Origin of the sequence: Streptomyces sp. L-9-10 (genome assembly GCF_004151105.1) — a bacterium.
In the GTDB taxonomy this organism is placed as follows: Bacteria; Actinomycetota; Actinomycetes; order Streptomycetales; family Streptomycetaceae; genus Streptomyces.
In genome coordinates this window covers 12,694-28,027 of record NZ_PHRF01000161.1, presented here as the reverse complement: position 1 = coordinate 28,027, position 15,334 = coordinate 12,694, and the positions used below count along the sequence as shown (strand labels likewise).

The window sequence follows — 15,334 nt, the reverse complement described above, 5'->3', positions numbered from 1 at the left end:
GCCGCTGCCGCCGGAACCGCACCACCCGCACGACGCCGCTTCCTGGGGCCCGACGTACCGAGGACACTGATGTCTCAACTTCGCGCACCCGTCGCGCGGCCGGAGCGCCGCGAGGGCGGGCGGCACGGCAGGCCGGGCTCCCGCCCGTTCCCGTCCCCGGCCAGGACGGACACGCCGACGCCGCCGGACGCCCGCATACGGCCTCAACTCCTGCGCACCGCCGTTCTTCCGGCGATAGTCGCGGCGCTCAGCGGCGCCGCCGCCGTCGTGCTCATCCTGCGCTCCACCGCGGCGGAACCGACCGTCGCGCTCTGGACGGCGCTGTTCGGCATGGCGCTGCTCGCCTTCGCCGCCATCGCGGCGGCCGCCCTCGGCGCGGAACGTACCGCGAAGTCCGTCCTGGACCGCTGCAACGCGATGCGCCGCTCCAGCGCGCGCGGACAGGCCGAGCTGCGCGCGGTCGTCGAGCAGCTCCGGCGGGGCGAGCGAGTGCCCGTACGCCCCGCACCTGCCCCGCCCGCGGTTCCCGGCGGTGACGAATTCGATCTGCTGGCGCAGGAATTGGGCCGCTCCCGGGATGCCGCCGTCGCCGCAGTGGTGCAGGCGTCCCGGCTCTCCAGCAGCGTCGGGGACGAACAGAAGGTGGAGGTCTTCGTCAATCTGGCCCGCCGGCTCCAGTCCCTCGTCCACCGGGAGATCCAGCTCCTCGACGAGCTGGAGAACGAGGTCGAGGACCCGGAGCTGCTGAAGGGCCTCTTCCACGTCGACCATCTGGCGACCCGTATCCGCAGGCACGCCGAGAACCTCGCCGTCCTCGGCGGGGCGATCTCCCGGCGCCAGTGGAGCAGGCCGGTCACCATGACAGAGGTCCTGCGCTCGGCCATCGCCGAGGTCGAGCAGTACCCGCGGATCAAGCTCGTACCGCCGATCGACGGCACTCTGCGTGGCCATGCCGTGGCCGATGTCATCCATCTGCTGGCCGAACTGGTCGAGAACGCCACGGTCTTCTCCTCCCCGCACACCCAAGTGCTGCTGCGTGCGCAGCATGTGACGGCGGGTCTGGCCATCGAGGTGGAGGACCGGGGCCTGGGGATGCCGTTCAACGAGCAGAAGAAGATGAACGGACTCCTCACCGACCCCGACCAGGTCAATGTCGCGCATCTGCTCCAGGACGGGCGGATCGGGCTCTTCGTGGTGTCGGCCCTGGCGCGCAGGCACGGCATCGCCGTACGTCTCCAGTCCAATATCTACGGCGGGATCCAGGCCGTACTGGTGCTGCCGCAGGCGCTGCTCGGCTCCGACCGGCCGGACGAGCGGAACGGCGAGCACCAGACGTACGCGACGCAGCCACAGTCACCGCCGCAATCGCAGCCCCCGCAGCCGCAGATGTACGAGGCGCGGCCCCAGCCCCCGTCCCAGCAGCCGCAGTCACCCCAGCCGCCTCCGCTGCCCCAGCAGCCACCGCCGTCGTCGGCGGCCCAGCCCCCGGCCCAGCCGGGACCGACACCACCCGCGGGCGCCCCGGCCCCGCTCCCCGTACGTGACACGGGCGCCGAACGTCCCACCCCCGCCGCCGCGCGCCCCGGCGCCGTCCACCCCGACCGGCGGCGACCGCCCGCCGCACCGGATCCGGCCCGGCCGCGGGTCGAGCCTCTTGGCGACGGCACCATCCACGCCACCGCGAGCCGGCCCCAACTGCCCAGACGCCGCGGCCAGGAGCACATGGTCCCGCAACTGCGCGAGGCCCCGCCCGCGCCGCCGTCCGTCGAGGAGGCCGTGCTCCACGACCCCGGACTGATGGCCGCCTTCCAGCGGGGCATCGGTCTCGCCGAATCCCAGCCGGTCCGCCCATCGGCCTCCGTGCCCGACCCGTTGACCGATCCCTTGACCGGTCCCTTGACCGGTCCCTTGACCGGTCCCTTGACCGGTCCCTTGACCGGTCCCTTGACCGGTCCCTTGACCGGTCCGCCGCCGGATCCGTTGACCGATCCTCTGCCGGATCTCCTGCCCGACCCGCTGTCCGAGTCCCTCGCGCAACCGCCGGAACCGCAGCGCCACGACACCACCCCCAAGGAGTAGATGCACCATGGCGAGCGATGTGCCGACCGGCCATGCCTCCGACCTCGACTGGCTGTTGAGCGGTCTGGTCCAGCGAGTCCCCCACACCCGAAGCGCGGTGCTGCTCTCCTCCGACGGTCTGGTGAGGTCCGTGCACGGCCTGGACCCCGACAGCGCCGATCACATGGCGGCGCTCGCCTCCGGCCTCTACTCCCTGGGCCGCAGTGCCGGGGCGCGGTTCGGTGACGGCGGGGAGGTCCGCCAGGTCGTCGTGGAACTCGACTCGACCCTGCTCTTCGTCTCCACCGCGGGCTCGGGCACCTGTCTCGCCGTGCTGGCGGGCCGTGAGGCGGACGCCGCCGTCCTCGGCTACGAGATGGCGATGCTGGTCAAGAGCGTACGGTCGTATCTGGTCACCCCGCTCAGGCACGAGGCCGGTTTCTCGCCGAGCGTCGCGGGGCACTGACGGTGCCGCTTCCGACGGACGGGCCGTGGCTCGACGACGCGGCCGGCCGGCTCATCCGCCCGTACGCCGTGAGCGGGGGCCGGACCCGGCCGACCACAGCTCTGGACCTGCTCACGCTGGTCATCTCCACGGGATCGGGGCCCCAGACGCATCTCGGGCCTGAGCACGCCCACGCCGTCGGCCTCTGCCAGGGACCGACCTCCGTCGCGGAGGTCGCGGCACATCTGCGGCTCCCCGTGACGGTCACCAAGGTGCTGCTCTCCGATCTCGTGGACTGTGGGGCGATCACCGCGCGGCCGCCCCACACCTTCGACCACCCCACCGATCGATTCCTGCTGGAGGCAGTCCTCGATGGTCTACGACGACAGCTCTGACGCACTCGCCGCCCCTGTCGCCCCTGCCGCTTCCGTCGCCCCCGCCGCTTCCACCGCCCCCATGGCTCCCGTCGCGTCCGTCGTCCCCGAGCCGTTTCCCACCGCGCTGAAGGTCCTGGTCGCCGGCGGTTTCGGGGTCGGCAAGACCACGTTCGTGGGAGCTGTCAGCGAGATCGCGCCGCTGAGTACGGAAGAGCTGCTGACGCAGGTCAGCGCCGCGACCGACGATCTGACGGGCGTCGAGGCCAAGACATCGACGACGGTCGCCATGGACTTCGGCAGACTGACACTCGACGAGCGCCATGTGCTGTATCTGTTCGGGACGCCGGGGCAGGAGCGCTTCTGGTTCATGTGGGACGAGCTGTCGCGCGGCGCGCTCGGCGCGATCGTGCTGGCCGACACCCGGCGGCTGGACTACTCCTTCTCCGCGGTGGACTTCTTCGAGCGGCGCGGGATCGGATTCGTCGTCGCAGTCAACGAGTTCGACGGTTCGTACCGCTACGAGCCGGAGGAGGTGCGGGCCGCGATCGATCTCAAGCCGGAGGTGCCGATCGTGCTCTGCGACGCGCGCATCGCCAGCTCCGGGATCCAGACGCTCGTCACCCTCGTACAGCATCTGATCACCGCGACCCCGGCGCCGCCCACGGCCCCCTCAGAGTGACGGAGCTACGCGTATGACGTACGACCCGATCGGGCGTCTGCTGCTCACCCCCGTGGACCGTGAGGCGCCCGACCGTGTGGTCCGGCTCCGTGGGCTCGGGCTGGGGGAGCGTGCCGAACCGGCCTTCGACGCCGTCGCCCAGCAACTGGCCCAGCTGACGGGCGCTCCGTACGCGATGGTCAACTTCATCGACGAGGAGCGGCAGTTCTTCGCCGGGCTGCACGCTCCTCCGGGCGCCGGGAGGGAGCGGTTCATGGCCCGTGACCACGGCTACTGCCCCTATGTGGTGGTACGGCACAAGGCGCTGGCCCTGGAGGACGTACGGGACTTCCCCCGGTTCGCCGGGAACGCGCTGGTGGACGAGACCGGTATCCGCTCCTATCTCGGGGCTCCGCTCATCGACCGTACGGGGATGGCGCTCGGCACCGTCTGTGTGGCCGACACCGAGCCGAGGCGGTGGGGGCGGACCGGTCTGGACACCATCAAGTCCTTCGCCGCCGAGTTGATGGCGCAGATCCACCGCAGGGAGGACGGGCTGATCTGACCCTGCCTCCCGATACCGCTTGGTGAGGGACCGTCAGCACGAGTCCCAGAGCGGGGTGGTGGCGGGTGACGGAGGCGCGGTGCTGGCGCGCAGTACGACTTCGCCGCCGACCCGCAGCACCCGCGAGCGCGCTCCACGCGGCTCGCGCAGCGCGAGCGAGATCACGCTCTCGCCCATGGCGGTGAGCGGCAGGGCGACGGTCGTGAGCGGGGGAGTCAGCTCCCGTACGAGCGGGATGTCGTCGAAACCGGCGAGCGACAGGTCCTCCGGGACCCGTAAGCCCGCCTCCCTGAAGGCGGCGAGCGCCCCCACCGCCATCACGTCCGTCACCGCGAAGACGCAGGTGGGGCGGGGGCGAGCCGGGCCGTCGAGCAGTTCGCGGGCCGCCGTGTAGCCGCCGTCGCGGGTGAACGCGCCGTGGACGACGGACCCGGGCCTGAGGACGACTCCGGCCTCGCCGAGCCCTTCCCGGAACCCGGCCAGCCGGTCGGAGACCGTGGTGAGTTCGCGCGGCCCGCTGAGGACCCCGAACTCCCGGTGACCCAGGGCCAGTAGAGCGCGGGCGAGTGCCGCGGCCCCGGCGCGGTTCTCGGGAAGGACGGCGTCGGCGCGCAGACTCCGGTGCCGGCTCACCACGGCGACGCGCCCGCCCGCGCGGATGTACGGAGCCAGCTCGGCGGCCAGCTTCCGTTCCCAGGACGGGTCCTGGAAGCCCGAGCCGATCAGCAGGATGGCGCGGGCCCGCTGGGCGCGGAGCATCGAGACATAGGCGATCTCCCTGGCCGGCTCCCTGAACGTACTGGCGAGCATGACCAGGACGTCCTGTTCGGCCGCCGCCCGCATCACCCCGCCCGCGATCGCGGCGAAGTACGGGTCGCCCACATCGTGGCAGATGAGCCCCACCGTATTGCTGGAGGCGCTGGCGAGGGCCTGGGCATGGGCGTTGGGGATGTAGCCGAGCAGATCGGCCGCCGCGTGCACCCGCTGGCGCAGTTCCTCGCGGACTCTCGTCGTGCCGTTCAGCGCTCTGGAGGCCGTCGCCAGGGAGACACCCGCGCGGCGGGCGACGGCCTCCAGTGTCACATGGGTCTGTGCTTCGGTCTGTGCTTCCCGTTCACTCAACTCGACCCCCGGGTCGCGGTGGCGGCGGGGTCCGTGGCGGACCCCGAAATTTCGGGACGACCTATTGACCGTACGGACGGGCAGTCATTAGCGTGGCGATCACCCTATCAGAAAGCGCTTTCTGAAAGCGCTTGTAGGCGAACAGCGCACTTATAACTGCCCGGTTTTCCCGAGGAGTTCACAGTGAGCCAGAGCGTCGCGCCGGCATCGGCACCGCAGCCGGAACCCGCACCCGCGCCCATACCGGACAAGGGAGTGTCCGGGGTCGCCGAACGGAACGGTCCGGGGACGGGGGAGCGGCTCGCCCGTGCCGTCGAGGCCGGCTGGCGGCCCCTCGTCCTGCTCGCGGGCTGTTTCGCCCTCTGGTGGATCATCGCGGCGGCCGAACTGGTGGAGCCGTATCTCGTCCCGTCGCCCGGTGCGACCCTCGACGTGCTCACGGGCAAGGCCGACTACCTCTGGCAGCACACCTGGGTGACGACCTATGAGACGCTGCTCGGCTTCGTGATCGCGGTGGTGGTCGGGGTGCTCGCGGCGGTCGTCATGGTCTACTCCTCGACCGTCGAGAAGACGCTCTACCCCATTCTGCTCTTCGCCCAGGTCGTGCCCAAGATCGCCATCGCACCGCTGTTCGTGGTCTGGCTCGGCTTCGGCATCACACCGAAGATCCTGATCGCCGTCCTCATCGCCTTCTTCCCGGTGGTGATCTCCATGGTCACCGGCCTGAAGGCGGTCGATCCGGAGATGCTCCAGCTCTCCGCCACCATGGGCGCGAAGCCCTGGCAGACCTTCGCGAAGATCCGCTTCCCGGCCTCGCTGCCGCATCTCTTCTCCGGTCTCAAGGTCGCCGTGACCCTGGCCGTGACCGGAGCGGTCGTCGGTGAGTTCGTCGGCGCCAACGAGGGACTCGGTTATGTGATCCTCCAGGCGAACGGCAACCTCGACACCCCGATGCTCTTCGCGGGACTGCTCGTCATGTCACTGATCGGCGTCGTCCTCTTCGTCCTGGTCGAGATCGCCGAGAAGCTGCTGCTGCCCTGGCACGCCAGCCGCCGGGACACCAACGTCACCACCTCGTACTGACCGACTCGACTCGATCCCTTTCAGGGAAGGGCCAGCCATGCATGCGCGCAGACTCCTGATCGGCCTCGTACCGCTGCTCCTGGTCGCCACGGCCTGTGGTGAGGACGGCTCGGGGACCACCACGAGCGACTCCGGCAAGAAGCTCGACAAGGTGACGCTCACCCTCAACTGGTATCCGTACGGCGAACACGCGCCGTTCTACTACGGCAAGCAGCAGAAGATCTTCGAGAAGCACGGCATCGATCTGACGATCCGGGCGGGCCAGGGCTCGCAGAAGACCGTGCAGGCGACGGCCGCCGGCCAGACCGACTTCGGCTGGGCCGACACACCCGCCGTCCTCAGCGGGGTGGACCAGGGCGTCAAGGTCAAGAGCCTCGGTGTCTTCCTCCAGACCACGCCCTCCTCCGTGCAGTTCTTCGCGAGCGAGAACGTCTCCCACCCCGCCGATCTCAAGGGAAAGACCATCGCGGGCACGGCCGGTGACGCGCTCACCAAGACGTTCCCGATCTTCCTGGAGAAGAACGATCTCAAGGAGTCGGACGTCCGGATCCAGAACACCGACCCGGCGGGCAAGATCGCCGCGGTGATCTCCGGCAAGACGGACGCGCTGCTCGGCTACGCCAGTGACCAGGGTCCGACCATGCGGGACAAGGCCAAGAAGGACGTGTCGTATCTGCGCTTCTCGGAGCACGGACTCAACTTCTACTCCAACGGCCTGATCGCGGGTCAGAAGATTCTCTCCGGCAGGGGCGAGCTGGCCGGGCGCATGGTGCGGGCCGTCAGCGAGGCATGGGCGGCGGCGGAGAAGGCACCGGAGGCGGCCGTCGCGGAGATGGACGGCGCCTCGGAGCAACTGCCGCCCGCGAACGTCCTGTTGGAGCAGTTCAAGACGACCGTCACACTGCTCCACACCGACGCGACGCGAGGCAAGGCCCCGGGCGTCAACACCGAGGGCGACTGGCAGCAGACCATCGACGTCTTCGCCGAAGCCGGTCTGGTGAAGAGCCCGAAGGCCGTCGCGGAGTACTGGGACAGCGGCACGGCGCTGAAGGGATGACGATGGCCAGGGATACGGCACTCCGGAAGCCGGCCGCCACGAAGGGCGGCGCCCTCACGGCAGGGAAGGCCGCGGAAGGAAGGACCGTGGGAGACGGGACGGGGGAAGGGCGGACGGCGGCGGTCGGTCTTGAGGACGTGGCCGTCCGCTTCCGTACGAAGAAGCGCGATGTCACAGCCCTCCACGATGTCTCGCTCGATGTCGCGATGGGGGAGTTCGTCGCCATCGTCGGCCCCTCGGGGTGCGGCAAGTCGACGCTCCTCAAGCTGGTCGCGGGCCTCCTGAAGGCATCCTCGGGCGCCGTACGGCTCCAGGGCGAGCGGGTCGACGGGCCGCGGCACGACATCGGATACGTCTTCCAGCGGGCGGCGTTGCTGGAGTGGCGTACCGCCCGGCGCAACATCCTCCTCCAGGCCGAGATGCGCCGGATGCCCGCGGAACCGGCGCGCCGGCGCGTGGCCGAGCTGATCGAGATGACCGGTCTCAGCGGGTTCGAGGACGCGTATCCGCATGAGTTGTCCGGCGGGATGCAGCAACGGGTCGCCCTGTGCCGGGCGTTGCTGCACGAGCCGCCCGTGCTGCTGATGGACGAGCCGTTCGGCGCGCTCGACGCCCTCACCCGCGAACAGATGAACATGGAGCTGAACCGCATCTGGCGGGAGACCGGCACCACAGTGCTGCTGGTCACCCACTCGATCTCCGAGGCGGTCTATCTGGCCGACCGGGTGGTGGTGATGAGCCCGCGCCCCGGCACGATCACCGAGATCATCGACGTGGGTCTGGAGGCCGAGCGGGACTATACGGAGACGCTCGGACGGCCCGAGTTCCGGGAGGCGGCCGGGCATATCCGGGGACTGCTGGGGGCGGCCTCGGCGCAGGAATGAAATCGAGGTGAGCGGCGTCCCGCATATGGGATACCGTTCCATATGTGAGAGAGAACGATCCCGGACACACCTCGGGACATACCACCGGCCCCGCATCCGGACCCGGCCCAGGACCCGGCCCCGTCGACGCACTGCTCGCCGCTCGCCTCGCCGAACTGCGGGGCGAGCGCGGCTGGTCCCTGGAGGAGCTGGCGGGACGCAGCGGGGTGAGCCGCTCGACGCTGTCGCGTGCGGAGCGGGGCGAGATCAGCCCCACGGCCTCGCTGCTCGGCAGGCTGTGCGCGGTGTACGGACGCACGATGTCGCAACTGCTCAGCGAGGTGGAGGCGGAACCGGCCCAACTGGTCCGCGCGGCCGACCAGACCGAATGGAGGGACACCGCCTCCGGCTTCGTCCGCCGCTCGGTCTCCCCGCCGCAGCCCGGCCTGCGCGCGGAAGTGGTCGAGGGCACCTTGTCCGCGGGCGCGGACATCGCGTACGAGCGGCCTCCGGTGCCGGGTCTGGAGCAGCACATCTGGGTGCTCGAAGGCTCGGTCGAGTTCACGATGGGGCGCGAGCGGCACACCCTGGACGCGGGCGACTGCCTGCGGACGCGCCTGTGGGGGCCCACGCGGTTCCACTGCCCGGGGCCCGCGCCCGTACGGTACGCGGTCGTGGTGGTCCACTCATGAGCCCCGAGGTGGCGCGGCTCTCCGCCGATGAGCTGCCCGGCGCGCTGGACGACCTCGCGGAGCTGCTGATCGACACCGTCGACGGGGGCGCCTCGATCGGTTTTCTCGGCCCTCTCGACCCGGCGGACGCGACGGCCTGGTGGCGGGCGCAGATCCCCGCCGTCCGGGCGGGACGGCTCTGCGTACAGGTCTCCAGGGACGGCGGGCGCATCACGGGGACGGTCGGCGTCATGTTCGCGGACAAGCCCAACGCCCGCCACCGCGCCGAGATAGTGAAACTGATGGTCCATCGCGACGCCCGCGGCAAGGGCCTCGGCCGGACGCTGCTCAGTGCGGGGGAGCGGGCCGCGGCCGAGTGCGGAGTGACGCTGCTGCTGCTCGACACCGAGACCGGCAGCCCCGCCGACACGCTGTACCGCTCCGCGGGGTGGACCGCGATCGGGGTGGTCCCCGGGCACGCGGCGGACCCGGCGGGGACGCTCCGCATGACCACCTTCTTCTACAAGCGGCTGAACAGCTGAAGGAGCCGCATGGCCCCCGGCCGCCCCTGACGGCGGCCGGAAGCCACTACGGACGACGAACGCCGGTGCTCAGCGCGTTCGGCGTTGTGCCCGGTACGCGCTCAGTACCGCAGCGTCGACAGATAGCGGTAGCTGTTCAGCGCGCTCGCGAACGGATCGGCCGGCGCGTCGTGCTCCACCAGCCACTGCCGTACGCCCCCGCTGCGCGCCGTGTCGAACATCGCCGGGAAGTCCAGCACCCCCGAACCGACGTCCTCGAAACCGCCGTTCGCCGCCATGTCCTTCACATGCAGCACGGGGAACCGGCGGCGGTCCGTCACGAACAGCCGGCGCGGGTCGTCCCCGCCCTTCGCCGCCCAGTACACATCCAGCTCGAAGCCCACCAGCTCCGGATCGGTCTCCTTGAGCAGGATGCCGTACAGACTCTCGCCGTCGACCACGTCGTGATCGCCGTCGTGATTGTGGAAGAGCACCTTGAGCCCGGACTCCCTGGCGACGCGCCCCGCTATGTTGAACTGCCGGGCCGCCTCACGGTATCCGGCCGGCGAGTGCATCTCCGGGGGCAGGCTCGGTACGACCACCCATGAGCCGCCCAGCGTGCGGACGTCCTCGATCGCCTGCGGCAGACCGCTGCCGGTGACCGTGGTGTAGGCGACATGTTCCAGGACCGCCTTGAGCCGGGTCTCGTCCAGCATCCGCCGGATCCCGGCGGCGCTGTGGCCGTGTCGGCCGCTGACACCGACCGTCGCGTAACCGATCTCCGCCAGACGCTCCAGCGTCCCCCGGAAATCCGTCGCGAGCGGGGTGCGCATCGTGAAGAGGTGCATACCGATCCCGGACGGCGGGACGCGCCGCCGCCGCCGACCGGTGCCGGTGCCGGGACGGGTGGTGGCAGCCGCCGCGGGGGTGCTCATGCCCAGTGCCGCCAGACCGGCCGCCGCGCCCGCCGTGCCCAGGAACGCTCTTCGGGTGCTGTTCATCGTCACTGTCTCTCCTCTCAGCGTACGTGGACCGGGACCGCGCCGGTCGTCGTGTCGCCCTTGTCGTCGGTGACGGTCAGACGCGCCGTGTACGCGCCCGGCCGTGTGTAGGTGTGAGCCGCGCTCGGCCCCTCCGTACCCGTCACCTTGGTGTTGTCGCCGAAGTCCCAGTGGTACGAGGCGATGGTGCGCCCGGCCGCCGGCTTCACGGTGCTGGTGAGCTGTACGGCCAGCGGTGCGCTTCCTTCGGCGGGCGTCGCCTTGAGCGACACCTTCGTGGCGGGCTTCTTCTCCACCCCGGCGCCGTTGAAGTGCAGCCAGTCGACCGCGAACAGATCCGGCTTCTCCGCCGACCAGGCCGGATTGGTGAACACCGCGTACAGCTTCACCGTGCCGCCGGGGCTCTTCAGCGAGACCGTGGGGGAGACCACATTGCCGAAGCCTCCCGTGTTGGGGATGGTCACCTTCCCCAGCAGGGGCCCGGTCGGTGAGCCGTTGCGGAACTCGATGTCGCCGCCGAGACCGCCCGAGGATGCGCCCACCGTCACGGACGTGATGCCCTTCAGATGCACCGGGTCGAAGGAGATCCAGTCACCGTCCTCGATCTCGGTCACCCGCTTGCCGCCCGAGGAGTCGGCGCGGTCGGCGATCACCGTGCCGTCGTGCGCGCCCCCGGTCGCGGTACGGTGCTCCGCCTCCCGGAAGGTCGTACGCAGCGTCAGCGACGTCGAGCCCGTCAGCGCGGGCACGCCCTCGGCGCCCTTGTCCTCGTACTGCGCGGTGATGCCGTAGTAGAGGTTCTGTCCGGGACCGTGGCTGTCCCCGGCATCGGTGACGATCTCCCCCGTACAGCCGGTGTAGTTGTCCAGCGGATGCAGATGGCTGTCATGGCCGAGCTGGGACTGTACGACCACGCGCGAGCAGTCGATGCGGCCGTCCGGTCCGGTCGTGCCGTCCTCGCGGTCCGTCACCTTCACGGTGAACGGGATGGTGTCGCCGAAGCTGAACATCCCGCCGTTCGGCGGCTGTTGGAGGGTGACCACCGGTCTCGTGTTGCCGACGGTGATCTCCTGGACGGAGAGCGCGGTCAGCCCGTCGGGCCCGGTGACGGTCAGCCGGGCGGTGAACCGGCCCTTGTCGCTGTAGACATGGGACGGATTCGGCTCGGTGGAGTCGGTGGTCCCGTCGCCGTCGAAGTCCCACGCGTACGTCACCGGCTTGTCGCCCGGCAGCCCCGATCCCTCGCTGGAGAACTTCACCTTCAGCGGCGCCGGGCCGCTGTCCGGGGTCGTCGTGGCCTTGGCGTCGGGCAGCCGGCCGTCCGCGACATAGTCGATGCGGTAGATGCCGGAGCCCTCGTTGCTGCCGCCCCGGCCCGTACCGCTGCCGAGCCCGAAGTCGATGACGTACAGCGCTCCGTCGGGGCCGAAGTCGGCGTCGAAGGGCTGGTTCCACTTCAGATCGCCGAAGACACCGTTGATGGAGTGGAGATCGCCGGCCTTCGCCGGATCGAAGCGCGGATCCGTGAAGGTCTGGTCCTCTCGCTGGAACGAGAATGCCTTGAACCAGGTCCTGGTCAGCTCGTAGTTGAGCCATTTGCCCTCGAAGTACTCCGGGAACTTCGAGGGATAGGTGTTCGCGGGGTCGTAGTCGTAGACAGGACCGCTCATCGGTCCGCCGCCGCCCGCGCCGAGTTCGGGGAAGTCGGCCGAGGCGGAGTACGCGTACCAGACCGTCGCCGGCTTGGCCGCGGGCAGTTCCCGCAGACCGGTGTTGTTCGGCGAGTCATTGACCAGCTTGGCGCAGTCGAATTTCGCGCCCGAGGTCCCGGTCGTGAAGTCGTAGTCATTGAACGGGGTGTTGTCGCCGGTGCAGTACGGCCAGCCGTAATTGCCCGCCTCGGTGATCCTGTTGTACTCGACCGTGCCCTCGGGCCCCCGGTCGGCCACGGGCTCCCGCGCGTCCGGCCCGTAGTCCCCCACCAGCAGGGCGCCGCTCAGGGGGTCGGTGGTGATACGGAACGGATTGCGCATGCCCATCGCGTAGACCTCGGGACGCGTCTTCTCCGTACCCGGCGCGAAGAGGTTCCCGTCCGGGATGGAATAGGTGCCGTCGTCCTCCGGCGTGATCCGCAGAACCTTGCCGCGCAGATCGTTGGTGTTCCCGGCGGTCGTCTGGGCGTCCCAGGCGCGGCGTCCGTCGCGTTCGTCGATCGGGCTGAAGCCGTCGGAGGCGAACGGATCGGTGTTGTCGCCGGTCGCGACATACAGATCGCCGTTCTTGTCGAAGGCGATCGAACCCGCCATATGGGAATTGGCCCGGCCCTCGCCGCGCAGCGTCGGAACGGTCAGCAGCCGCTTCTCGGAGGCCGGATCGACGGTGTTTCCGGTGACCGTGAAGCGCGACAGATTGAGCCGTTTCTCGACCTTGTCGGAGTGCAGCAGATAGAGCCAGTTGTTCGCCGCGAAATCCGGGTCGAGCGCCAGCCCGAGCAGCCCGTCGGACTGGCTCGTCATCTCCGGCGTGTACGCGAAGTCCATCGCGGTCGAGACCTTGAGCGTGGTCTGGTCGATCACCTTGAGCTTGCCGGTCCGCTGGATGAAGAAGACCCTGCGGTCCGGGGCGACGGCCAGCTCGAAGGGGTCGGCGAGATCGCTGGTGGCCAGCGCGGTGCGCTGGAAAGCGCCCGTCTTGGTGGCGGTGCAGTCGCCGGGCTTGTTGCCCGCGGCCCACTGGATCCCGCCCAGCAGGTGCTTACGGAAGGCGTCCTCCTGGAAGGCGGACGAGTCATGCCCGCCCGCGGTGAACCAGGAGCGTCCGCCGTCGTAGTTCTGGCACCACGACCACGGGTGGTCGACGCCCTCGTCCAGCCCGTCGATGCCGTCGTTCACCTTGATCTGGGCGAGCGTGTGCACCTTGCCGGTGGGGTTGGTGCGCCAGTTGTACCACTCCTCCGTACGCTCCCAGAGCTGGGGAAGGCCCTGGGTGGAGGGGTGGGTCTGGTCGAGAACCTTCACCCGGCCGGTCTGGACGGCGGGGTGCTTGTCGAAGATCGCGCCGACCAGCCCCTCGTACCAGCCCCAGTCACGCTCACTGGCGGACGCGGCATGCAGACCGACCCAGCCGCCGCCCGCCCGTACGAAGCCCTGGAGCGCGGAGCGCTGGTCGGCGTCGAGCAGATCGCCGCTCTCCGGCGTGGAGTTGGTGTTGTTGAAGACGATCGCCTGGAACCGGGCGAGATTGTCCGCGGTGAAGGCCGTGGCGTCGTTGGTGGCCTCCACCTCGAACCCGTTCTCGCTGCCGAGCTGCTCGACTGCCTTGATCCCGGCGGGGATCGAGTCGTGCGAGAAGTTGGTGACCTTGGAGAAGACCAGGACGCGGTACGGAGCCGCGTCGGCGCGGGGCGGCGTGGCCAGCCCGAGACCGAGGACGAGCGCCAGTAACGCGAAGATGACGAGGAAGGGAGAGGAGGACCGGAACGGGGACGGGGACGGCGCTCTGACGGACGACGTCCTTGCGGGCGTTCTCAAGGGTGTTCTCATGGGCGCTCCCGGTGCTGGTGAGCCGAGCTGCGGGTTAGAAAGCGCTTTCCGAAGTACGTCGCACAGCGTAGGTTCACCTGTTACAGGGGGTCAATGGGTCGGAAGGGCCCACTGTGATACGGGAGTTGGCGCCGTTCCCCGCCATGTTCCGCCCGGACATACGGCGGACCCGCCCCGGGCCATCGTGCCGGGGCGGGTCGGTGACGCGTGGGATCAGACGTGTGACGAGACGTGCGCTCAGTCGTGCGTCAGTCCTGCGGTCAGTCGTCTGGTCAGTCGTCTGGTCCGTGTGGTGCGGGTGCTTCCGTGAACGCGGGTGTCGTCACGCCGCGTCCAGCTCCGCCACCTCGGCGGAGGTCAGGACGAGATCGGCCGCGGCGACCGAGTCGAGGATGGTCTCCGGACGGCTGGAGCCCGGGATCGGCAGAACCGTGGGCGACTTGGCCAGCATCCACGCCAGGCACACCCGCTGCGGGCTCACGCCGTGAGCCTCCGCGATCCGGGCGAACGGGGCGTACGAGGAACCGAGTTCGCCCGCGCGCTTGATCCCGCCGAACGGACTCCACGGCAGGAACGCGACGCCCAGCTCCGCGCAGAGTTCGAGCTCGGGCTCGCTGGACCGGAACGCCGGCGAGAACTGGTTCTGCACGGAGGCCAGCCGGCCGCCGAGGATCTCGTGCGCCGAACGGATCTGATCCGGGTCGGCGTTGGAGACACCGGCCTGAAGGATCTTGCCCTCGTCGAGCAGCTCGCGCAGCGCGCCGACGGACTCCTCGTAGGGAACCTCCGGGTCGGGACGGTGGAACTGGTAGAGCCCGATCGCCTCCACGCCGAGCCGCCCGAGCGACGCCTCACAGGCGCGCCTGAGGTGCTCGGGGGAGCCGTCCAGCGTCCAGGAACCGTCTCCGGGACGCAGATGGCCGCCCTTGGTGGCCACCAGCACCTCGGAGCCCCGGCTGTGGGAATCCAGCGCCTTGGCGATCAGGGATTCGTTGTGGCCGACGTCGTTGGCGTTCTGGTGGTAGGCGTCCGCCGTGTCGATCAGTGTCACCCCGGCGTCCAGCGCCGCGTGGATGGTGGCGATGGACCGGGCCTCGTCGGGCCGTCCCTCGATCGACATCGGCATACCGCCCAGACCGATCGCGCTGACCTCGACGGTTCCGATGCGGCGAGTCTTCATGGTGTGGCGCACCTTCCTGCTGCGGTGTCCGCCGGATCCGGCGGACACCCTCCAGCTTCGTCGCCGGCCCGTGAGGCGTCCAATAGAAGAAAACGAACGCATTGAGTGACCGGGTTTCTCAATCGGGTCGTCCGGCGGATCGTCTCGATCAGGCCCGTACGTCTCCGCTCGTCCCTGCTCGTACGTCTCCG

At 69.8% G+C, this 15,334-nt stretch carries 14 protein-coding genes; 10 read left to right on the top strand and 4 right to left on the bottom strand.

The genetic code is table 11. The features are described 5' to 3' along the window. Positions 1-69: 69 nt before the first annotated feature. From CU044_RS32545 to CU044_RS32525, 5 genes are all read left to right on the top strand, one after another. Complete coding sequence (locus CU044_RS32545) at positions 70-2,079, top strand: ATP-binding protein (protein ID WP_129772331.1); 2,010 nt, start codon at positions 70-72, stop codon at positions 2,077-2,079. Between the two features lie 7 nt (positions 2,080-2,086). Continuing rightward, positions 2,087-2,524, top strand: a complete 438-nt coding sequence (locus tag CU044_RS32540) for a roadblock/LC7 domain-containing protein (protein ID WP_129772330.1) — start codon at positions 2,087-2,089, stop codon at positions 2,522-2,524. 2 nt (positions 2,525-2,526) lie between these two features. Then, the gene (locus tag CU044_RS32535; protein ID WP_129772329.1) at positions 2,527-2,898 is read left to right on the top strand and encodes a DUF742 domain-containing protein; all 372 of its coding nucleotides are present in this window, start codon (positions 2,527-2,529) and stop codon (positions 2,896-2,898) included. A 61-nt stretch (positions 2,899-2,959) separates the two neighbouring features. Then, positions 2,960-3,559: an ATP/GTP-binding protein gene (locus tag CU044_RS32530; RefSeq protein ID WP_129772494.1), complete on the top strand. Its 600-nt coding sequence runs from the start codon at positions 2,960-2,962 to the stop codon at positions 3,557-3,559. Positions 3,560-3,572: 13 nt separating this feature from the next. After that, complete coding sequence (locus tag CU044_RS32525; RefSeq protein ID WP_129772328.1) at positions 3,573-4,103, top strand: GAF domain-containing protein; 531 nt, start codon at positions 3,573-3,575, stop codon at positions 4,101-4,103. A 33-nt stretch (positions 4,104-4,136) separates the two neighbouring features. Here the strand turns inward: CU044_RS32525 and CU044_RS32520 are convergent, their stop codons facing one another. After that, positions 4,137-5,186 carry a LacI family DNA-binding transcriptional regulator gene (locus CU044_RS32520; protein WP_129772493.1) on the bottom strand — a complete coding sequence of 350 codons (1,050 nt, stop codon included), beginning with the start codon at positions 5,184-5,186 and terminating at the stop codon, positions 4,137-4,139. A gap of 279 nt (positions 5,187-5,465) precedes the next feature. Here CU044_RS32520 and CU044_RS32515 point away from each other — a divergent pair, with 279 nt between their 5' ends. The 5 genes from CU044_RS32515 (at position 5,466) to CU044_RS32495 (ending at position 9,441) form a co-directional block, all read left to right on the top strand. Continuing rightward, positions 5,466-6,308: an ABC transporter permease gene (locus CU044_RS32515; protein WP_129772492.1), complete on the top strand. Its 843-nt coding sequence runs from the start codon at positions 5,466-5,468 to the stop codon at positions 6,306-6,308. A 37-nt stretch (positions 6,309-6,345) separates the two neighbouring features. Further along, entirely contained in the window at positions 6,346-7,365 is a 1,020-nt protein-coding gene (locus CU044_RS32510; protein WP_129772327.1) for an ABC transporter substrate-binding protein, read from the top strand. 86 nt (positions 7,366-7,451) lie between these two features. Next, a complete protein-coding gene (locus CU044_RS32505; RefSeq protein ID WP_240045982.1) occupies positions 7,452-8,249 on the top strand; it encodes an ABC transporter ATP-binding protein in 798 nt (265 codons plus the stop codon). A 131-nt stretch (positions 8,250-8,380) separates the two neighbouring features. Beyond that, the gene (locus CU044_RS32500) at positions 8,381-8,920 is read left to right on the top strand and encodes an XRE family transcriptional regulator (protein ID WP_240045988.1); all 540 of its coding nucleotides are present in this window, start codon (positions 8,381-8,383) and stop codon (positions 8,918-8,920) included. Next, entirely contained in the window at positions 8,917-9,441 is a 525-nt protein-coding gene (locus CU044_RS32495; protein WP_129772324.1) for a GNAT family N-acetyltransferase, read from the top strand. Before CU044_RS32500 ends, CU044_RS32495 begins: the two co-directional genes overlap by 4 nt. A gap of 101 nt (positions 9,442-9,542) precedes the next feature. On the opposite strand, the gene CU044_RS32490 is transcribed toward CU044_RS32495, so the two are convergent. From CU044_RS32490 to CU044_RS32480, 3 genes are all read right to left on the bottom strand, one after another. After that, a complete protein-coding gene (locus CU044_RS32490) occupies positions 9,543-10,421 on the bottom strand; it encodes a sugar phosphate isomerase/epimerase (RefSeq protein WP_193564128.1) in 879 nt (292 codons plus the stop codon). A 17-nt stretch (positions 10,422-10,438) separates the two neighbouring features. Next, positions 10,439-13,963 carry a ThuA domain-containing protein gene (locus CU044_RS32485; protein ID WP_129772323.1) on the bottom strand — a complete coding sequence of 1,175 codons (3,525 nt, stop codon included), beginning with the start codon at positions 13,961-13,963 and terminating at the stop codon, positions 10,439-10,441. 322 nt (positions 13,964-14,285) lie between these two features. Next, positions 14,286-15,143, bottom strand: a complete 858-nt coding sequence (locus CU044_RS32480) for an aldo/keto reductase (RefSeq protein WP_129772322.1) — start codon at positions 15,141-15,143, stop codon at positions 14,286-14,288. Positions 15,144-15,334: the final 191 nt, after the last annotated feature.